This window comes from Cupriavidus sp. 01L43, from assembly GCF_056399925.1.
In genome coordinates this window covers 305,046-325,003 of record NZ_JBFTSH010000004.1, presented here as the reverse complement: position 1 = coordinate 325,003, position 19,958 = coordinate 305,046, and the positions used below count along the sequence as shown (strand labels likewise).

17 protein-coding genes and 1 pseudogene are annotated in these 19,958 nt (G+C 66.5%); 10 read left to right on the top strand and 8 right to left on the bottom strand.

Features of this window, described 5'->3' with window-relative positions:
• Window positions 1-23: 23 nt before the first annotated feature.
• Window positions 24-2,219 carry a phosphocholine-specific phospholipase C gene (locus AC1DP9_RS10285; protein WP_441592832.1) on the bottom strand — a complete coding sequence of 732 codons (2,196 nt, stop codon included), beginning with the start codon at window positions 2,217-2,219 and terminating at the stop codon, window positions 24-26.
• A gap of 59 nt (window positions 2,220-2,278) precedes the next feature.
• Window positions 2,279-2,587, bottom strand: a complete 309-nt coding sequence (locus AC1DP9_RS10280; RefSeq protein WP_441592831.1) for a hypothetical protein — start codon at window positions 2,585-2,587, stop codon at window positions 2,279-2,281.
• Window positions 2,588-2,806: 219 nt separating this feature from the next.
• Here AC1DP9_RS10280 and AC1DP9_RS10275 point away from each other — a divergent pair, with 219 nt between their 5' ends.
• From AC1DP9_RS10275 to AC1DP9_RS10260, 4 genes and pseudogenes are all read left to right on the top strand, one after another.
• The gene (locus tag AC1DP9_RS10275; RefSeq protein WP_177219911.1) at window positions 2,807-2,995 is read left to right on the top strand and encodes a hypothetical protein; all 189 of its coding nucleotides are present in this window, start codon (window positions 2,807-2,809) and stop codon (window positions 2,993-2,995) included.
• The gene (locus tag AC1DP9_RS10270; RefSeq protein ID WP_477107271.1) at window positions 2,992-3,876 is read left to right on the top strand and encodes an isocitrate lyase/PEP mutase family protein; all 885 of its coding nucleotides are present in this window, start codon (window positions 2,992-2,994) and stop codon (window positions 3,874-3,876) included. The genes AC1DP9_RS10275 and AC1DP9_RS10270 overlap by 4 nt, the downstream gene beginning before the upstream one ends.
• Window positions 3,877-3,936: 60 nt before the next feature.
• A complete protein-coding gene (locus AC1DP9_RS10265) occupies window positions 3,937-4,182 on the top strand; it encodes an isochorismatase family protein (RefSeq protein ID WP_477107270.1) in 246 nt (81 codons plus the stop codon).
• Between the two features lie 24 nt (window positions 4,183-4,206).
• A pseudogene (locus AC1DP9_RS10260) lies at window positions 4,207-4,560 on the top strand (YciI family protein); the annotation flags it as partial.
• 24 nt (window positions 4,561-4,584) lie between these two features.
• Here AC1DP9_RS10260 and AC1DP9_RS10255 read toward each other — a convergent pair.
• On the bottom strand, window positions 4,585-5,205 hold the full coding sequence (locus tag AC1DP9_RS10255) for a LysE family translocator (RefSeq protein ID WP_477107269.1): 621 nt from the start codon (window positions 5,203-5,205) through the stop codon (window positions 4,585-4,587).
• Window positions 5,206-5,302: 97 nt separating this feature from the next.
• Between AC1DP9_RS10255 and AC1DP9_RS10250 the strand changes: the two genes are divergently transcribed.
• From AC1DP9_RS10250 to AC1DP9_RS10235, 4 genes are all read left to right on the top strand, one after another.
• On the top strand, window positions 5,303-6,154 hold the full coding sequence (locus AC1DP9_RS10250) for a LysR substrate-binding domain-containing protein (protein ID WP_477107268.1): 852 nt from the start codon (window positions 5,303-5,305) through the stop codon (window positions 6,152-6,154).
• 148 nt (window positions 6,155-6,302) lie between these two features.
• Window positions 6,303-7,145: an IclR family transcriptional regulator gene (locus AC1DP9_RS10245; RefSeq protein ID WP_477107267.1), complete on the top strand. Its 843-nt coding sequence runs from the start codon at window positions 6,303-6,305 to the stop codon at window positions 7,143-7,145.
• A 50-nt stretch (window positions 7,146-7,195) separates the two neighbouring features.
• Window positions 7,196-8,008: an SDR family oxidoreductase gene (locus AC1DP9_RS10240; RefSeq protein WP_092294554.1), complete on the top strand. Its 813-nt coding sequence runs from the start codon at window positions 7,196-7,198 to the stop codon at window positions 8,006-8,008.
• 107 nt (window positions 8,009-8,115) lie between these two features.
• The gene (locus AC1DP9_RS10235; protein WP_477107314.1) at window positions 8,116-9,090 is read left to right on the top strand and encodes a Bug family tripartite tricarboxylate transporter substrate binding protein; all 975 of its coding nucleotides are present in this window, start codon (window positions 8,116-8,118) and stop codon (window positions 9,088-9,090) included.
• Window positions 9,091-9,098: 8 nt separating this feature from the next.
• Here the strand turns inward: AC1DP9_RS10235 and AC1DP9_RS10230 are convergent, their stop codons facing one another.
• Complete coding sequence (locus tag AC1DP9_RS10230; RefSeq protein ID WP_477107266.1) at window positions 9,099-9,842, bottom strand: winged helix-turn-helix domain-containing protein; 744 nt, start codon at window positions 9,840-9,842, stop codon at window positions 9,099-9,101.
• Between the two features lie 557 nt (window positions 9,843-10,399).
• On the opposite strand from AC1DP9_RS10230, the gene AC1DP9_RS10225 reads away from it, so the two are divergent.
• Complete coding sequence (locus AC1DP9_RS10225; RefSeq protein WP_477107265.1) at window positions 10,400-13,090, top strand: glycoside hydrolase family 18 protein; 2,691 nt, start codon at window positions 10,400-10,402, stop codon at window positions 13,088-13,090.
• Window positions 13,091-13,454: 364 nt separating this feature from the next.
• Here AC1DP9_RS10225 and AC1DP9_RS10220 read toward each other — a convergent pair whose 3' ends face one another.
• The 4 genes from AC1DP9_RS10220 to AC1DP9_RS10205 all read right to left on the bottom strand — a co-directional run bounded on the left by AC1DP9_RS10220 (window position 13,455) and on the right by AC1DP9_RS10205 (window position 19,417).
• Window positions 13,455-14,855 (bottom strand): MFS transporter, encoded by a 1,401-nt coding sequence (locus AC1DP9_RS10220; protein WP_092294562.1) that lies wholly within the window; start codon window positions 14,853-14,855, stop codon window positions 13,455-13,457.
• Window positions 14,856-14,984: 129 nt separating this feature from the next.
• Complete coding sequence (locus tag AC1DP9_RS10215; RefSeq protein ID WP_477107264.1) at window positions 14,985-18,416, bottom strand: ATP-binding protein; 3,432 nt, start codon at window positions 18,414-18,416, stop codon at window positions 14,985-14,987.
• Window positions 18,417-18,422: 6 nt separating this feature from the next.
• A complete protein-coding gene (locus AC1DP9_RS10210; RefSeq protein ID WP_477107263.1) occupies window positions 18,423-19,016 on the bottom strand; it encodes a response regulator in 594 nt (197 codons plus the stop codon).
• Entirely contained in the window at window positions 18,938-19,417 is a 480-nt protein-coding gene (locus AC1DP9_RS10205) for a hypothetical protein (RefSeq protein ID WP_477107262.1), read from the bottom strand. Before AC1DP9_RS10205 ends, AC1DP9_RS10210 begins: the two co-directional genes overlap by 79 nt.
• Window positions 19,418-19,653: 236 nt before the next feature.
• Here AC1DP9_RS10205 and AC1DP9_RS10200 point away from each other — a divergent pair, with 236 nt between their 5' ends.
• On the top strand, window positions 19,654-19,905 hold the full coding sequence (locus AC1DP9_RS10200) for a hypothetical protein (RefSeq protein ID WP_092294568.1): 252 nt from the start codon (window positions 19,654-19,656) through the stop codon (window positions 19,903-19,905).
• The last annotated feature ends 53 nt before the right edge of the window (window positions 19,906-19,958 follow it).

Below are 19,958 nucleotides of genomic sequence, written 5' to 3'. Positions count from 1 at the left end.
CGGACGGGTCAAGCCAAGGCAGGTTACGACAGCTGAGCCATGGCCGGATCGCTCACCGTATCCTTGCCGGTCTCGATACGGCCCGCGATACGGCGGCGGAGCGACGGTGCCAGATCGCAACTGATCTCGAAGTCGTACCAGTTGCCGCTGTCACCGAGCGTCCAGGTCAGCTCGCCCACCTTGCCGGCCTCGACCTTCTGGCCCCACGGGCCGTCCGTGCGATAGGCCTTGGCGCTCGCGCTGAACGTGCAGGCTTTGTCGCTGCGGTTGTACAGCTTGACCTGCAGCACGGGCGGATCGCACGGTTCGTAGCAGACCTGGATTTCCGTGCCGCCGGCAGCCGACTGCTCGTTCAGGTCGCCCACGAATTCGCGGTGATAGCCGTTCGGGCCCAGCACCCACAGATCGTACTTGCCGTTGTCGGCCGCCACGTTCCACAGGCCGTCCAGACTCTTGCCCGCCTCCACCACGTAGCGGCGCGGAATGGCGTCGAGGTGCAGCTTGTCGTAGACGTGGAAGACCGTGCCAGCCGTGCCGGTGTTCGAGAACATCAGCGTGACGGTCTTGGCGCCGGCGTCGATGCGGGACGTGGTGTGCAGCTCGTACGGCAGCGCGCGCGAGGGACGCGTGCCGGCCACCTGCGGCGGCAACACGGGCGTGGCCGGCACGGGAATCGCGACCGAAGCCTTTTGCGTCAGCGCAAGGTTGTCGACCGTGACCTTGGTGCTGCGGCCCGCCAGCGTCGGCAGGGCGTCCTTGTTCGGGCTGACGAAGTTGAAGGCCGAGGTCAGGTCACCGCACACGGCGCGGCGATAGGCGCCGATCTGCGGCTCCTTCACGCCGAAGCGTTTTTCCAGGAAGAGCAGCGTGGACGTATGGTCGAAGACCTGCGAGTTGACGAAACCACCGCGGCTCCACGGCGAGACGATCCACATCGGCACGCGCGGGCCCGGACCGTAAGGCTTGCCATCGCTGGCCGACTGGTTCGTCGTGGCGGGCGCGTAGTTGTGATACTCGAAGGCCATGTCGGCATCGCTGAGCGTGCTGCCGCCGGCGAGCGTGGCATCGGCATTGCGCGACGGGGCCGAGGGCGGCGGCAGGTGGTCGAAGAAGCCGTCGTTCTCGTCGTAGTTGATCAGCAGCACGGTCTTGCTGAAGACCTCGGGGTTGGCGGTCAGCGCGTCCAGCACCTGCTGCACGTACCAGCCGCCCTGCGCCGGGCTCGACGGCCCCGGGTGTTCACTATAGAGCGACGGCGGGATGATCCACGAGATTTCCGGCAGCGTGCCGTTCTGCACGTCGTCACGGAAGGACTGGAGCAGGCCGTCGGGCATGGTGTTGCCAAAGCCCTTGGCGAGCGGGCTCAGCGCGTCGTCGATCGTCGGATCGTAGGCGGGCGAGGTGCCGGGCAGCGCCACCGGGCGCCGTGCCACCGGCATCGACTCCATCGCCGTGCGCCAGTGCTGGAAGCTCATCATCTCGTTGCAGCCGTAGTTGTCGGCCAGGCTCTGATACACCTTCCAGCTCACCCCCGCATCCACCAGGCGGTCGGCGTAGGTCTTCCACGTCCAACCCTGGGTCGACGGTCCCACGTCATTGCCGCCATTGAACTCGTTGACCATGGCCGCCACGTTGGCGCCGCTCGGGCCGTTCGTGCCGGTCCAGTAGAACAGGCGGTTCGGGATCGTGCCGGTGTGCATCGAGCAGTGGTAGGCGTCGCACAGCGTGAACGCATCGGCCAGCGCGCGCTGGAACGGCACCTCGGCGGTGTCGTAGTACGACATCGACAGCCGGTTCTTGGCCACGGGCCAGCGATTCATGCGCCCGTGGTCCCACGCCGCCTGCCCATCGGGCCAGGTATGCGGGGTGCTGCCCGCGCGCTGCGCATTGCCCAGCGTGGCGTCAAGCCGATAGGGCGTGATCGTGTTGTTCGTGGCGTCGGTCTGGAAGAACGCGTTCTTGCCGTTCGCCAGAGGGATCGCGAAGCGGTCGCCGTAGCCGCGCACGCCCTTGAACGTGCCGAAATAGCTGTCGAAGGAGCGGTTCTCGAGCATCAGCAGCACCACGTGCTTGACGTCCTGGATCGTGCCAGTGGCGTTGTTCGCCTCGATGGCCAGGGCGCGGCGGATGCTGGGCGGGAACGATGCGAGCGTGGCAGCCGCAGCCGCGGTGCCGAGCGTGTTGCGCAGGAAGCTGCGCTTGGACGGGTTGAATGTCATGCCGGGTCGGTGTCGGTTGAATGGGGAGGGCGCGGGCGGCGCGGAGTCAGGGCTTGGGCTCAGGGAGCCGGCGCGCAGTGCGCCGTGGTGCAGGCGGCGGGCGTGGTGCCGGGGCCGCCGTTGCCACCGTCGCCGCCACCCGGGGCGGGCGGCGGGGTGTTGTTGTCGTCGCCGCCGCAGGCGCTCAACAGCAGGGCCAGACACAGTGCACCGGCACCGAGCACCGGCCTGTATATGCGCGAATGAACAGGTTTTGTGGTTGTCATGGGTTCTAGGTCAGAGAAGTTCAGGTGACGGATCGGGTCGCAATCGCCCGCATTCCGTACGGATTCCACGCCGCCTTTGTCTGCCAATGTCTTGATGGACAAGGATCACCCTACTCAGGTGGGGTGCCGGTGGGCGAGACGTGGAGTCTGTCTTCTTGATATGTCAATGATGTGACCAAATCCATACGAAGCGACCGTTTGAAAGTAAAGACATTTCAAATGAATGTCACTTTTTGGGGTGGGAGGCAGGTGGCGGGGAGGGCATTTACTGGCATTCGTCGGGGACTTGAACGCCAACGGTGATACCGTGATGCGATTACCGTGGGCGTGCAGAACGGTCTCGATATCTTCACCGCGGCGGCGCAGCCGAAGAGCTATGTGTCGCTCGATGGCGCCGATCATCTGTTGCAGGACCGGGCGTCGGCGGCCTACGCGGCGAACCTGATTGAAGCGTGGTCGCAGCGCTATCTGCCGGCTGGCGATCGAACCTCACTACCGGAGACACCATGACCTCCCTTTCATCCTCCCGCCGACAGGCATTCCGAAAACAGGTGGCGGCGAAACAGGCGCTGCTGGTGCCCGGCGCGTTCAACGCCATGAGTGCGCGCGTGATCGAGGACCTGGGCTTCCAGGCGGTCTACCTGACCGGCGCGGGCGTCACCAACATGTCATTCGGCCTGCCTGACCTTGGCTTCATCGGCCTGAGCGACATCGCCGAACATACCGCGCGCATCCGGGATGCCGTGGCGTTGCCGATGATCGTCGATGCCGATACAGGGTTTGGCAACGCGCTGAATGTTCAGCACGCGGTGCGTACGCTCGAGCGCGCCGGGGCGGATGCGATCCAGCTCGAGGATCAGGTGATGCCCAAGAAATGCGGACATTTCGCGGGCAAGCACGTCGTCAGCACGAGCGAGATGGTCGCCAAGATCCGCGCGGCGGCCGACGCCCGGCAGGATGACGCGTTCCAGATCATCGCCCGTACGGACGCTGCGGCGGTGCACGGCATCGAGGACGCCATCGACCGGGGGCACCGCTTTGCGGAGGCGGGCGCCGATATCCTGTTTCTCGAGGCGATTGAAGACTTGCCCGACATCGAGCGCCTGCCCGGACTCTTCCAGATTCCGTTGCTGATCAATATCGTCATCGGCGGCAAGACGCCCGTTCAGGATCGAGACGCGCTTCAGCGGCTCGGCTACGGGCTGGTCCTCTACGCGAACGCGGCGCTGCAGGGCGCGGTACGCGGCATGCAGCAGGCACTGGGCCAGTTGCAGTCGAACGGCCAGATGAACGAGGACCCCGCGATCGTGGCACCGTTCAGCGAGCGCCAGCGCCTGGTCAAGAAGCCGCTCTACGACGAGCTTGACGCCCGGTACAAGAGCGACGACTGAGCACGGGAGCCATCATGAGAACCGCCTTGCTCGTGCTCGACCTGATCAATGACATTGTGGATGCCCAAGGCAAGCTTGCCGGCGGCGGCACCGCAGCCCATGCGCGTTCGCAAGACCTGCTGCGCAACGTCGGTGGAGTCCACCGCGCGCGACGCGCATGACCGGGACGATCAGGTCATCGTCATCCAGGACGCCTGCGCGGCGCGCAGCGACGAAGACCACGGCCACGCGCTGAAGAACCTCGCGGCCATCGCCACGGTGACTTCGGTCGATGGGCTGCGCCACGGGCAGGCCGTGGCGCCGTGAAATCGAAAGACAAGGAGACAGACGATGCGTGTCATGGTGTTAGTGAAAGCGACCGAAGACAGCGAAAGGGGCGACCTGCCCAAAACCGAGATGTTCGAGGCGATGCACAGGTTCAACGAGGAACTGGCGAAGGCCGGCATCCTGCGCGCGGCGGACGGCCTCAAGCCCTCGTCGCACGGCAGGCGTGTGGCGTTCGATGGTGCCGGTCGTACGGTCATCGACGGACCGTTCGCCCAGACCCGTGAACTGGTGGCCGGCTTCTGGCTCTGGGAAGTCAAGGACATGGACGAAGCCGTCGCCTGGGTGAAACGCTGCCCCAACCCCATGCCAGGGCCGAGCGAGATCGAAATCCGGCCGCTGTACGAGATGTCGGATTTCGAATGAGGGGCTGAGTGCGGCTGCCTACCAGGCCTGGACGCCCAGCTTCACGCCCAGGCCAACCAGCAACACACCAACGATCCAGCGCTGGGCGGTGAGCAGGCCCGGACGGCCGGCCATCGCCGTGGCCGCACTTCCCGAAGCAATCGCCACGCAGGCATTCACCGAGGCAAAGGCGGCCGTGAGCGCCAATCCCAGCGTGAGCGATTGCCTCAGCACGTCGCCGGCCTGGTAGTCGATGAATTGCGGCAGAACGGAGATGAAGACCAGGGCGAGCTTGGGGTTGAGCAGGCTGGTCACGGCCCCCATCGCCAGCAGCCTGCGTGTCGGTTGCGCATCCGCCTGCGCCACCTGGAGCGGGGAACGGCCGCCGGGGCGCAGGATCCGCCACGCCATGTAGAGCAAATAGCCGCTGCCGAACAGCGTCAGCAGGCGCGCGGCGCCGGGTATCGCCAGGAACAGCGCGCTGATGCCAAAGGCCGCGCCGAACATGTACGAGAGATAACCGAGCATGACGCCCGCCAGCGAGATCAGGCCCGCCCGGGTGCCTTGCGAAACCGAGCGCGCCATCACATAGACCATGTTCGGCCCCGGGGTCACGGCGAGCAGCCCGCCCACCACCAGGAAATCCACCATTGCTTTCATGTCTGCCACCGTCCGAGAGATGAAGACAGTGTCGGGGGGACCGATCCCTAAGTAAAACGGAATATACTGAAGCGATTCATCAGATTATCTGAATCGCATGCGCAAGCTCGACCTCGATGTGCTGGAAATGATCGTTGCCGTGGCGGATGCGGGCTCCTTCGCTCGCGCGGCGGAGGCGCTGCACCGCTCGCCCTCGGCCGTCAGCATGCAGATCAAGGCGATCGAGGATGTCCTGGGCAAGCCGCTGTTCGTGCGGAATACCCGCAACGTCGCGCTGACCGACGACGGCCGGATGCTCACCGACTACGGCCGGCAGATGCTGGCTCTGCGCGAGGAGGCCTGGTCGGCGGTGGTGCGGCCGGAGATTCGCGGCCGCGTGACGATTGGCGTGCCGGACGACTACGCGTCGTCCCTGCTGCCTTCCGTCCTGCGCAAGTTCGCAGCCGCCCATCCGCGCGTGGAGATCCGCGTCATCGGCATGCCCAGCCACGCGCTGGTTCCCCTCCTGAAGGACAACACGCTCGACCTCGCCTGCATGACCAGGTCGCGTGGCGTGAGCGGCGAGTTCCTCCGATATGAGCCGATGGACTGGGTGGCCGCGCGAGGGGCAACCCAGATCTGGAAGGAGCGGCCATTGCCGATCGCCGTCTTTCCGCAGGGCAGCGCGGGGCGCGCCAGCGCCATCCACGCGCTGCAGCAGGCCGGCATCCCGTTTCGCATGTCCTACGAGAGCCCGAGCCTGCTTGGCCTGATCAGCATGGTCGACGCCGGCCTGGCCGTCGCCCCGCTCGCCCGTTGCAGCATCCCGGCGCAAATAGATGCCCTCGGGGCGGCGGAAGGGCTGCCGGAACTGCCGCCGCTCGAAGTGATCCTCGCCCGAAGCGCCGGCTCCGCCCGTCCGCCATGCGATTTCCTGGCCGAACAGTTGCTGGCTAATTTGAAGGGGTGAGGGCTCTTGAACGCGTACTCACTCAGCTAAAAGCTATCTATAAGACACGTCGCGTTGACTGTCCGGTTGTCATAAGCGCCGTTTCCGGGTCACATGTTTTCGCTGCATAGCGGGCGTGCCGCCGCGCGGAAACTGTTATGAATCTGCCATGAAGCGCACCACCTCGATTCCGCAACCGGCCGATGCCGGACTCCTGTCCGGCGACGCGGCCCATCCCGCTGACGGGGAGGACCGCAATTTCGTGACGGCGCTGGCGCGCGGGCTGGAGCTGCTGCGCGCGTTCGGGCCGCACGACGATTTCCTCGGGAATGCGGAGCTGTCGCGCCGGACCGGCATTCCGCGTCCCACGGTGTCGCGGCTGACCTACACGCTGGCGAGTCTCGGCTATCTGGTCTATGTGGAGGGACAGGAGAAGTACCGCATCGGGCAGGGCGCGATGCTGCCCGGGCAGCGTTACCTTTCCGGCGCCGGCATCCGTGACATTGCCCAGCCGCTGATGCAGTCGCTGGCCTTCGCGACCGACTGCACCGTGGCGCTGGCGGCCCCGGACCGCCACGACATGCTGTACCTGGAAGTCTGCCAGCCGCGCGGCGCGCTGGTTATGCGCCTGACGCCGGGCTCGCGGCTGCCCATGGCCACGTCCGCCATCGGGCGTGCGTGGCTGGCCGGGCTGGCCCCGGCACGCCGCACGGCGGTGCTGGCGGAACTGGAGCGGCACCACGGCCCGCGCTGGCCGGGTCTGCGCGCCAAGCTCGATCGCGCCTTGCGCGACCACGCGCGGCGCGGCTTCTGCCTGGCCCATGCGGAGTGGGACCGCACGGTCAGCGGCGTGGCCGCGCCGGTGCGCCTGCAGGATGGCGCGGAGGTACTGTCGATCAATATCGGCGGGGCGTCCACGCGTCTTTCGCCCGAAATTCTCGAAACCAATCTCGGCCCGCGCATCCGCGAACTGGCCGATACGCTGGCCGCACGGCTCTGGCAGGCGGCCTGACGACCGAACACGCGAACGCTCGAACATTCGAACACCAAGAGGAGACAAGCATGGAGATTCGTAACAAGACCGTCATCGTGACGGGCGGCGGCACGGGCATCGGCCGGGCGCTGGTGCTGGCGTTCGCACAGGCCGGCGCGCGCGGCGTGGCCGTGGCGGACATCGACCACGCCGGCGCTGCCCAGGTGGCCGCCGAGGCCGCGGCGGCGGCGCCCGACTGCCAGATCTTCGCCCAGCGCGTCGATGTGGCCGATGCGGCCGCCGTGCAGGGGCTTGTCGATACGGCCACGGAGCGCTTTGGTCAGGTAGACATCTTCTGCTCGAACGCCGGCATCATCCTGCGCAAGGGGCTGGACGCCACTGACGCCGAATGGCAGCGCATCTGGGAGATCAACGTCATGGCCCATATCCACGCGGCCAAGGCGGTACTGCCGCAGATGCTCGAGCGCGGCGAGGGCTACTTCGTCAACACGGTGTCGGCGGCGGGTTTGCTGTCGCAGATCGGCTCGGCGCCCTATGCGGTGACCAAGCACGCGGCCATCGGCTTTGCGGAATGGCTGTCGATTACCTATGGAGAGCAGGGCATCCGGGTCAGCTGCATCTGCCCGCAGGGCGTGCAGACCAAAATGCTGTTTGGCGAGGGCGGCGAGCGCAAGGGCTTCCTGCAGGCAGGTTCCGTCACGCCGGAGCATGTTGCCGAGAAGACGCTCGAAGGCGTGGCCAATGAGAGTTTCCTGATTTTGCCGCACCCGGAGGTGCTCGAGTACTACCGCCGCAAGGGCCAGGATTACGACCGCTGGCTGCGCGGCATGCGCCGCCTGCACGACCAGGTGTCTAAGGAATTCGGAAATATCGCCGTATAAGATGACAGGCGGCAGAAGATCGCCGCCCATCCCAAAAAAAGACAAGACAATCAGGAGACAACTTCATGCGAGTACGTGTATACCCGCGCCGCCGCTTTATGGCCGCCATGGCCACGATGGCGGGCGTGGCAGTGACGGCGGCGCTCTCCGCGGTGCCGGGGGCGGCCCAGGCCCAGGCCCAGAACTATCCGAACAAGCCGATCCGCATGGTGGTGGGATTTCCGAGCGGTGGCGCGCCGGACATCCTCGCGCGGATTTTTTCCGAGAAGATCTCCCCGTCGTGGGGCCAGCCCGTGGTGGTGGACAACAAGCCCGGCGCGGGCGGCAACATCGGCGGCGAGGCCGTGGCCCATGCGGCGCCGGACGGCTACACGCTGGCGCTCGGCACTGTCGGCACGCACTCGATCAACGGCGCGCTGTACAGCAAGATGCCGTACGACATGGTCAAGGACTTCGCGCCGGTGATCCTGCTGGCGTCCACGCCCAATGTGCTGGTGGTCAATCCGTCCGTGCCGGCGAAGAACGTGCAGGAGCTGATTGCGCTGGCCAAGTCCAAGCCCGGCGCGCTGCAGTTCGGCACGCCCGGTGTCGGCACGTCACTGCACGTGGCCGGGGAACTGTTCAACACGATGGCGCAAGTCAAGATCACCCACGTGCCGTACAAGGGCCGGGCGATGGCCATCCCGGACCTGCTGGGCGGACACATTCCCATGATGTTTGACAACCTGCCCTCGGCGCTGCCGGTGGTGAAGGAGGGCAAGCTGCGCGCGCTTGGCGTGACCAGCGCCAAGCGCTCGCCGTCCGCGCCGGACATCCCCACCATTGCCGAGCAGGGCCTGCCCGGCTACGAGGCCGAGTCCTGGTTCGCCGTCTTCGCGCCAGCCAACACGCCCAAGGACGTGGTGGCCAAGCTCAACACCGAGCTGAACCGCATCTTCAAGCTGCCCGACGTGCAGGCCAAGCTGAAGACGCTGGGGCTCGATCCCGTGCTCGGCACGCCCGAGGCGCTGGCCACGTACCAGCGTAGCGAAATCGCCAAGTGGGCCAAGGTGGTGAAGGACTCGGGCGCCAAGGCGGAGTAAGGCGCGCGCTACATGGCGGGCGGGCGCGCCCCGCCATACCCCTGCTGGCGGAAGCGGTAGCCCACCTTGGGCACCGCCGCCACGCAGTTGTCGAGGCCGAGCGGGTGCAACGCCCGCCGCAACCGCGACACCAGTTGCGTGAGGCAATTCTCATCGACCATCGCGTCGGCGCCCCACACTGCCTCGATGATCTGCTGCCGCGACATCACGGTGTCGCGGTGCTCGATCAAGGCGGCCAGCAGGCGTAGCTCAAAGCGCGTGACCTTGGCGACCACCCCGCCGTAGGAAATGACGCCCTGTGTCTCATCGACATGGAGGTCGTCCTCCGTGGCCGGCAAGGGCTGGGTGGCGGGCGGCATGCCCAGCCGGGCCAGCACATGCGCCAGGCCGCGCGCATGCTCGAGTTCCGCACGGGCCTGGCCGGCGGGATCGGGCGCCAGCACCGCATTCGGCACCGGGATGAAGCGGTAGCCCTCGCGCGGCACGGTCACGATGTGCCCGTCCAGGCCGACGGGGCTTAGTGCCTTGCGCAGCCGGTAGACCAGTTGCACGAGATAAAGCTCGTCCACCAGTTCGGCACGCTTGCCCCAGACGCCATTCAGTAAATAATCCTTCGGCTTAACCGCTGGTTTTTCCTCTACCAATAACCGCAGCAAGCGCTTTTGCTGGCCGGTTATCGTTGTCTCCACGCCGCCGCGAATCACGCGGTCATTGTCCCAGTCAAAAAATACCGAATCGCCATTACGGATCATTTCGCAACCCTCATGTCGTCTGCGATGGACGACAAGCGTACGGGCGCGATTCACCGGCTCCCATGGAAGATATTTTCGTGTCGATGTGCCCCGAGCGGGTGACGCCGTCGCACGTGGCACCCGCAATATCACACGGGGTTGAAACAATGCGGCAGGGTGCGCAACGGTTGTCGCCATTCTGTTCAGGAATTCACGCTGTCCGCGCGGCGTAACCCGGCGCCGCGCGCGAACAATCTAACATCGTGCTATCCCGCTTGTGGCGGCGATCATAACCCATTCGGGTCCGGCTTCCTTGCTCATCCGCGTACCCAAAGGCACGGTTACATAACAGTGTGGATTCACGAAAATCCACGTCATCCATTCTTCACCTCGCAGAATGACGATTTCTTCGGATCTATTTTCAGGAAACTGCGATTAATCCTGACACAGAATATTCAATCCCCATTCCATGTCATTAAGTCTGGCCCGAGAGAAAGATGGCATGGCCGCCTGGCGAGGGTTTTGTCAACGCGAAGGGAACCGGCGGCATTCATCTAATTCTGCAAGGACAGATAGTCATGGCAAAAGTATCGGACAACAGCAACCCGGGCCAGCAAGGGCGGACCGGATTCGCATCCACGGGATATCGGAATGGGGCTCCCGATGAGCAGGCGCCGCCGAAAACGCCGCTGTCGCGCTTCAAGGGCCGCAGGCAAGCATTGAAGGGCGGGCGCGCCGGCAGTGCGCTGGTGTACAACGGCGACCCTGGCGATCCCGCCAAGCCGCAATCGGTAGGTGCTACGGAGCGCACTTACCAGCAGAACAAGTTCGATCCGGCCACGGAGACCGAGGACTTTTCCTACACGGCCACGCGCGTGGTCAAGCGCGTCTACAACCCCTACGGGGCCGTGCCGCAAGGCCGCAAGGTGTTCGGGTATTTCACGGACTGGTCGCAGTACGACGGTCGCCTCGAGGGCAACTTCAACAATGCATCGGCCGGGCGCGGCCTGGACATGATGCTGGTGAACGCCGCCGCCTACGACAAGATCATCATCGGCTTCGCCGGTATCGTCGGCGACAAGGGCGAAAAGCAGTACGTGATCGACAACGCTGCGGTCGACTTCGGCAAGAAGCTGCACGAAGCCACCTTCGTTGACCCCTGGGGCGATGTGGCGTCGTTCCTGAACGTGGGGTTCACCAGCTGGGTCAGCAATGACTACCAGGATCTCTTCATCCAGAGCAAGGCCCAGGGCGTGCTCGGCGGCCTGAAAAAGCTGAAGGACAAGAACCCCAACCTGAAGTTGTCGCTCAGCCTGGGCGGCTGGACGATGAGCGAGGCGTTCCACGCAGTGGCGGCGAATCCGAGCCAGCGCAAGACGCTGATCGACAGCCTGGCGTTCATCGTCCAGCGTTTTCCGATGTTCACCGAGATCGACCTGGACTGGGAGTATCCGGGCAACGCGGGCGCCGGCAATCCGCACGGCCCCGAGGACGCTGGCAACTTCCAGACGCTGGTGCGCGAACTCAAGCAGCGCCTGCCCAGCATCCGGGTCAGCATTGCCGCGGGCGCGTCCATGTCGACGCTGCTGACGTCCGATATCAAGGGGATGATCGCGTCGGGCGTGGAAGGCATCAACCTGATGACCTACGATTACTTCGGCACGCCGTGGGCGCCCAAGCTCGCCCATCATTCGAACTTGTTCGATGTCGATCCGGCGGACCCCGAAGGCCACAGCATTGACCGTGCCGTGAAGTACCTGCTCGGACAGGGCGTGCCGTCGACCAATATCAACATTGGCTTTGCCGCCTACAGCCGTAGCGGGCGCAACGCCGTGATCGACAGCTGGTCGCCGCTGCAGGGTACGTACAACCCGGGCTCCGGCACCACCACCGGCACGTTCGAGTCGGGCACCACGGAATTCTTCGACCTGCTCTACAACTACCTCGACCTGGAGCACCAGACCGGCATCAACGGCTTCAACGTCTATACGGACGAGGTGGCCGACGCGGACTATCTGTACAGCCCGGAGAGCGGCCTGTTCCTGTCCGTCGATACCCCGCGCTCGGTGTACGCCAAGGGCGAGTATGTGCGCAAGCACAACCTCGGCGGCCTGTTCACGTGGACCATCGACATGGACAGCGGCGTGCTGGTCAACGCCGCGCGCGAGGGGTTGGGCGCACCCGTGCAGACGCGCGTCGTCGACATGGACCCGTTCTACTTCTCCGGTATCAACGTGCAGGACGGCGGCAGGGCGCCGGTAGCGGTGATCGACGGCCCCACGGAGGCGTTCGAGGGCGACGACGTGGAATTCACGGCGCTGCGTTCGGTGGGCTCTGACCTGACGTACAGCTGGAGCGCGCCGGGTCTGACCTTCATCGACGACAAGACCACGTCGACGGTGGGCGGCCTGCTGCCCACCGTGGCCCGTTCGTACACCATCACGCTGACCGTGCGTGACGGGAGCAACCGCACCAGCACGGCGACACAGACGCTGAAGGTCAAGGCGCGCACCGCGGCGCCGCCAACATCGCGGATTTCGGTGGTGATCGAGGCCGGCACGCCCTTCGCGCTCTCCGGGGAAGCGTCGTTCGATCCCGACAACGATCCGCTGACCTACCTCTGGGACGCGCCGGGCCTGCCGTTCTCCGGAAGTACCGAGGAGCTGGTGGAGGGTACGGCACCGTCGGTGGACGAGCAGACCGACTACTGGGTCAAGCTGACCGTGAACGATGGCACGCAGACCGACCAGAGCGCGATCTTCCTCTCCGTGGTGCCTGGCGAGACGCCGTCCGGCGGGGTGGTGGCCAAGATCACGGGTCGCTTGCAGGTAGAGGCAGGCGCGCCGATTTCGCTGTCGGCCGTCGACTCGACCGGCCCCGCGCCGCTGCTGTATGCGTGGGACGCGAACGGCCTGTCGTTCGATGGCGCCGACACGATCTCCGTGACCGGGAACGCGCCGATCGTCGACCGCGACACCACCATCCAGGTGACGGTGACGGTGACTGGCGCGGGCGGCAGCGGCGACCGGGACTCGGATACCGTGGAACTCCTGGTGCTGGCCGGCGGCAGTAGCGGCGACGAGGGCACGTGGCGTCCCGAGGGCTATCCGGGCGATGCCATCGTGACCAACAACTACCAGGGCCAGGGGCTGCATCAGTACAAGGCCAAGTGGTGGGCGGGCGCCGATCAGGAGCCGGGCGATCCTGACGTGACGACCACCCATGCGGAGGGCGACGCCAAGGTCTGGTACGACATGGGACCGGTCTGACAAACCGGGAAGACGGCCGGGTGAAGACCCGGTAGCGGTTCCGGGTGGCGGGTCATCGGCAGGATGACGCCCACCCGGCTTTTTGTTTCGGGCTACCTGATGTGGGGCGAGGCGCCATGGCCAGACTGCGGCGGCGGCGGAGGTGGTGGGTGGGATGGAGCCGGTGGGCGTGCGCGGCATGCCTCCTGGCGCTCTCCGGCTGCACGATGATCTGCATCCGTGGCGACCACAACCGCGTGCAGGATGCCGGCGGGCACGGCAAGATCATGCTGCCCGACCTTCGGCACGATGACGGCCCGACCCGCCATCAACCTGACGGTCAGGCGCGCCATCGTGAGGGCGGCCGGGGGCCCTAGGCTATCGCCTACGCATCGGGTTCCGGCGGTTCCGGGCGGGCAACCGCGGGTCGCGCGTCGTCCTGGCTGCGCAGGCGGCTCAGGCTGATGGCGGCGCCGATGGCGGCGACTGCCGCGGCCACGCACAGCGCGCCGCGCGCGGCGCCGGTCGGATCGAGCCCGAACAGCAGCGCCACCACGGCCGTGCCGGTGGTCTGTCCCAGCAGTCGCGTTGTAGCTTGCGCGCCGCTCGCGCCGCCGCTGCGCTCGGGCGGCGTGGCGGTGATCATCGCGCGATTGTTTGGCGACTGGAAGAACCCGAAGCCGATGCCGCAGAGCGCCGTGCGCCAGGCGATGTCGAGGCTGGAGGCATCCTTGCCGAGCAGGGCCAGTCCGATCAGGCCGCCGGACAGGCAGATCAGGCCGGCACCGGCCAGGATCGACGCCGGATACCGCTCGGAGAGGCGTCCCGATACCAGCGCCATCGCGGCCACCATCAGCGGCCAGGGCGTGATCAGCAGTCCGGTCTCCTGGAGACTGCGTGCAAGCTGGTATTCCAGATAGAACGGCAGCGACACAAACGCCAGCATCTGGGTCATGAACGAGCAGAACGACGTGCCCACCGCCAGCGTGAAGGCCCGGCTGGCGAACAGGTCCACCGGCACGAGCGGCGCGAGGCGCCCGCGCTGGCGCCGCACCAGCAGCCAGCCGAGCCCGATCGCCGCGACCAGGCCCGCCGCGCCGGCCAGCCGCAGCGGGGCATGCCCGAGCGCGTCCACGCCCAGCACAAACATCCCGAACACGATGGCTGACAGCACGGCGCTGGGGTAGTCGAATTCGCGCGGCTGGGCGGGCGTCTCCGGCAGCGCGGTACGTGAGATCGCCAGCGCGGCGAACGCCACGGGAATATTCACGGCGAACAGCCACGGCCAGCTGCCCACGGCGAGGATCAGCGCGCCGAGCGACGGGCCCACCGCAATCGTCACCCCCACGACCAGCGCGTTGAGCCCGATACCGCGCCCGAGCTTGGTCGGCGGGTAGATGAACCGTACCAGCGCGGTGTTCACGCTCATGATGCCGGCGCCGCCAATGCCCTGCAGCACCCGCGCCGCGACCAGCATCGGCAGGTTGGTGGCCAGTGCGCAGAGCACCGAGCCGACCAGGAAGGTGGCCAGCCCGACCCGGTACACGCGCTTGTAGCCGAGGATGTCGCCCAGCGACGACAGCGGCAGCAGGCAGACGGTGACCGTGAGCTGGTAGGCGTTGACGACCCAGATGGTCCGGGCGGGATCGGAATCGAGCGCCCGCGAGATGGACGGCAGCGCGATATTGGCGATGGAGCCGTCCAGCACGGCCATGATCAGGCCGCAGAAAACCGTGAGGATGGCCCAGGTGCGCTGGGGCTGGGGAAGACCTTGATCGGGCGGCATGAAAGGGGGGCGACTGGCGTATTCGTGCCGCGCCCCGGCCCCGGGGGAACCGGACCGGCGCGGCCGCGCCATTATCGTCCGGTGCCGCCGTCCCCGCAAATCGCGCTTTTGTGGTAGGCGCGGGTGGCCTCAGACCTGCGGCGCGGTGTCGCCCTCGGCATAGTGCTGCACCACGGTATGGAGCTGGTCGGCGAGGCCAGCCACCTCGGGCGTCCACGTGGCAGCGGCCTCGCACAGGTGTTCGACGTTTCGGCACACGCCCACGATATCGTGGGCCTGGACGATCTGGAACGCGCCCGCCGACCGGTGCGCCCAGTGCCGCAACCCGGCGGGGTCGTGCGCGGCGATGATCCGGGTGAGGTCGGGCAGATCGGTCTGCAGGTGTTCGCGCAGCAGCGACTGGTAGCGCGAGATGTCGGCGGGCGGCAGCACGGGCGGGGCCGGTGGCGCGGCCGGTGCCGAGGGGAGCGGCATCGCGAACGTCCGCAGCACCTGTTCCATCTCCCGCAGCGAGGCAGGTTTGCCGATATGGCCAGCGAAGCCCAGCGTATCCCAATCCACGGCCTGTCCGGTCTGGGTCACGGCGCTGAAGGCGAGCACGGGCAGGGCGGGCCGCGTGCGCCGCAGGGACTCGAGCAGCGCGTAGCCATCCATCACCGGCATGTGGATGTCGGTCAGCACGAGGTCGGGCTCGGCGGACATCTGCTCCAGCATCGCCAGCGCCTGACGCCCGTCGCCCACCACCACCGGATGCCAGCCCAGCGTCTGCAACTGTTCGGCGACCAGCGTCTGGTTCAGCGCGTTGTCCTCCACGACCAGGATCGTCCGGCCCGGGGCGGGGTTGTCATCGTTGGCGAGGGCTGCCGAGGCTTCGTCCTCTGCATTGTCGGCGTCGCCCTCATCCTCGCCGGAATCGCCCAGCGCCGCCTCGATGGCTGCAAAGATCGCGCTGTGGCTGTAAACCATCGCCTCATGCACGCCCGGTGCACGGCGCGCGGGACGATCAGGACCGTTGCGCGTGAGCCACGCCACGCCGGCAGGGCGGATCTCGCGCAGGGCCGCGAGCTCCGGCAGGCCGTAGTCCCCGGTTGCGACCAGTACATGGGGCCGGTTCCCGCGCAGGTATGCCAGCGCGCCGCCCAGGGTGTACGCGACATGGGTTTGCCATCCGGCCGATTGCAGCCAGGCGTCGATGGCCTCGCCGGACTCGGCTTCCTGGCACAGGACCATGGCGCGGCCGCCCGGCGCGGGCGGGGGCTGGGCGGCCCAGCCGGCGGCCCGTTCGAGCGGAATCGCCACGGTGAACGCCGTGCCGACGCCCTCCACGCTCTCCACGGCGATGCGGCCGTCCATCAGTTCGCAAAGCCGGGCGCAGATGGACAGCCCGAGGCCCGTCCCGCCATGGCGGCTGGTCGCTCCGGCATCCCCTTGCACGAATGGCTGGAACACGCGCGCGACCAGTTCGGGCGGCATGCCGACGCCGGAATCCAGCACGCGGCACACCAGCGTCGTCCTGCCCCGGGGATCGGTGCTGACCTCGGCGGCCAGCGTGATCTTGCCGCAGGACGTGAACTTGAACGCGTTGCTGAGCAGGTTGTTGGCGATCTGTGCCAGCCGGGTCCGATCGCCCACGAGCACGGTATCGAGCGACGGCATCAGGTTGGCATGGAAGCGGATCGGCCGGTCCGCCGCCAGCGGGGCGAAGGCCAGCGCCACGCTTTCCAGTTCGTCGATGGGCCGGAACGGCGCTGCGGCAAGCGTCATCTCGCCGGCGTCGATCTTGGAGAAATCGAGGATGTCGTTGACGATGCGCCGCAAGCCCTCCGACGCCGCGTTCAGCGCGCGCAGGCGCGGCGCGTGGGCTTCCAGGCCCTCATCGCGCGCAAGCAGTTCGAGGTTGCCGAGCAGCGCATTCAGCGGCGTGCGGATCTCGTGGCTCATCGACGCGAAGAAGTTCGAGCGGGCCCGCATCATCGCCTCGGAGGTCTGCTGTGCCGCGCGCAGTTCGTGCTCGATCTGCTGCTGGGCCGTCACGTCCTGGATCGCGCAGAACAGCACGTCCTCCTCCCGATACCGGGCGCGCGCGTGCGTGATCTGGAGGAACTGATGTGCTTCGTCGTGCGGCTTGGGGGCGTCGTCCGGCTCCCGGGCGGGTACCACCACCTGCGCGACCGACACGATATCGCCCGGCGTGTCACGGCGTGCGCCATGCCGCAGCGCCTGCACCACGTGCGCGGGCAGCCGGCCGCCCTTGTTCAGGCTCAATAGCGAATCGGCGACCTGATTCGACGTCAGCACCACGTCGTCCTGGAGCCGGACGATGCACAGCCCGATCGGCGTGGCGCTGACCAGGATATGGTTGATCGTCTCGCTCTCCAGCGCACGGGCGGCTTCCGCGTGGCTGCGGCGCAGCAGGTGGACATCCCAATATCGCGCCGTCACGACAATGGCAGCGATCAGCAGCGCCCCGATCAGACCGATCAGCCCCAACGCCTGCGCCACGGCGCTGAACAGGAGGCCGTACGAGAGCAGATAGACCAGCGCGCCGAAGCCGTGACCCAGCGGCTGGATCAGCACCATACCGGCGCGGGTGAAGGCAAAGGCGTCGGACGAGCGATCGCGCGCGTCAGTCAAGATGCGCCGAACCACCGCCGGCGGGGCGGGCGGGGACGGCGGCGACACGTCGATCTGCGCGTGGGCATGGTTCACCAGCATCAAGGTGGCAGGGTCGCTGGGCCGTTGCAACTGGGCAAGGAGGGCGCCCACCGGGACGCTCCCGGCAACGAAGGCGACGGGCCGCTCGCCGTCGTGGACGGACAGGAGCGCGGTCATCGCCGGCAACTGGAGCATGGGGTCGACGACCGGACCGGTCCAGCGGGGATCTCCTCTCGTGCCCGGCGCCAGGCCGGCGGGCAAAGCCCGCAGCGCCTGGGCAAAACTGTCGCGCAAGGTTGCCACCAAGCCCGGCTGCAGTGCGAGAGCGGTGGCCGATGTGCTACCCGGCGACAGGACGATCGCGTAGGCCGCGTCGGCATCGACGATATAGGCCGGGTGATGGAGATCGAGCGCCTGTTGGGTGGTCAGCGCGGCATTGGCCACCTGCTGCAGCTGCCAGAGTCGATCAGGCAGCGCCGCACCCCAGGCGGCGCGCGTCTCGGGGGGAATCAGCAGGGTGTAGCGGCCGTCGGGCGGCGCGGCAATCCCGCTGGCGTGGACCTGCTGGAGCAGCGCCCGGGGCAGGTCGGCATCGGCGTGCGCCGGGTTGGGGGCCGGCCGGTACCGCTGCACATTCACCACGGTCAGGGCGGTGCGCCGCAGGAAGGTCGCCTCGGCCTGCAATTGCAGCGAGATCGCGCTGACATACTGGGCGACATGCCCGCGACGGTAGTCGATCTCCCGCGCCGCTGCCAGCACGGCAAGCAGCACCGCGGAGACGACGACAATGGCAATCAGCAGGCCGATGGTGGTGTAGTAGAGGTGCTGCTGCCGTCGGGCATTGCGCGCGAGCGAGGCGAAGGCCTGGGCGAGCGATTCTTGCGTGCGGTCGAGAATCTGCTGCATGAAGGATCAGATCAACCCGTGCTCGTAGGCATACCGGATGAGGTCCGTGTTGGTCTGGATGCTGAGCTTGCGCATGGCCACGGTCTTCTGGCTCGATACCGTGCTGACCGAGCGGCCGAGCTTGCTGGCAATCTCGTTGAGCTGCAGCCCCTGCGCGTAGAGCCGCACGATCTCCAGTTCGCGCACGGTCAGTTCGGTGGATGGCGCGGCGGTGCTCGCGGCCTCCAGCACGGCGCGGATGGAGGGGGAAAAGAAATCGCCGCTGGTGGACGTGACCTGGATGCACGCGCGGATCACCTCGTGCGGATCGTCCTCCTTGCTCACGAAGGCGCGCGCGCCGAGTTTCATCGAGCGATGAATGACACCGGTGTTGGTCTGGGCGCTGATCACGACGACCGGCGTCTTCGGATGCAGCCGCACCAGCCGGCGCAGCAGGTTGAAGCCGTCCAGCGAGCGGTCGCCGTGGCCCATGCTGAAATCGGTCACGGCGACGTCCGCCGGGGTGTGGCTCAGGGCGCTGGTCAGCTCGCTGCCGTTCGTGCATTCGCACGCAATGACAAAGCCAGGCGTGCGCTGGAAGCAGTCTCGCAGGGCTGCCACCACGAGTGGGTGATCATCGGCCAGTGCAACTCGAATGATTCTTCCGGACATGCCTCGATTTCCTCTCGCTGACTGGCAGCGCATTCGGTATAAAACAGTGAAATGACAGCGCGTTGCGTGAAGTGTAGTGCTTTCGCAATGCTTAGGAAAATGCCTGCTGGATAGCGATGATGTCTATCTTGAATTTCCGATGAATTAGGACCAGTCCGATATCGATGACGTATCTGCGAAGTCCATGACAATTGCAACAGTGTTGTTGCAATGCCGCGGCGTGGAACGCGATGATCGACCCTTTGCAGATTGTTGACGCCGGCGATTTCAGATTCGGAAAGATAAGATATTTTCGCAATAAATTCGATACGAAGAGAATCGTAATTTGGCGAAAAATTGATTGCCATCATCGATTTCTACTCGACGCTGTTCGCAGTCTGGCGTGGGGCTGGAAAGGGGCTGGGAAGGTGCTGGGATGGTGCTGGCGAAGGGGGCGGTGCCGGGCGGCGCCCGCCAGGGCCCGCCGGGAATACATCTACCGCCATTGGGGTCATTGGCCCGCCATCACGTGCCGGGCAGATTGGTGGCATGCTGTGGCGGCGCTCGCGCAATCCTGGCGCGACGCTCTTCCACGGTGAGGTGTGCCATGGCAAACCGCCCATTCTCCGAGTTTCCCGCCCATGAACGGCAAGACGTCGAGGCCGTGTTCCGGCAAGTCGGTCTTGCGTCACAAGAGTTCGAGATCTCAGACGTCAATGGCACGTCGGCCCGGCAGGTCACCGTGCGAAGGCAGCGCACCGGGGCCGAAAGCGTCTACGACGCCAGCCCCGGCAACGTATGGGTCGAGGAGTTCGAGAGCGATCTCGAGTGCGGCCTGTTCGGCCAGGTCTCGGTCTGACGGCGCTGGCGGTGCATGATCAGGCACCCAGGAGTGCCAGCCTGCCAGCGTCC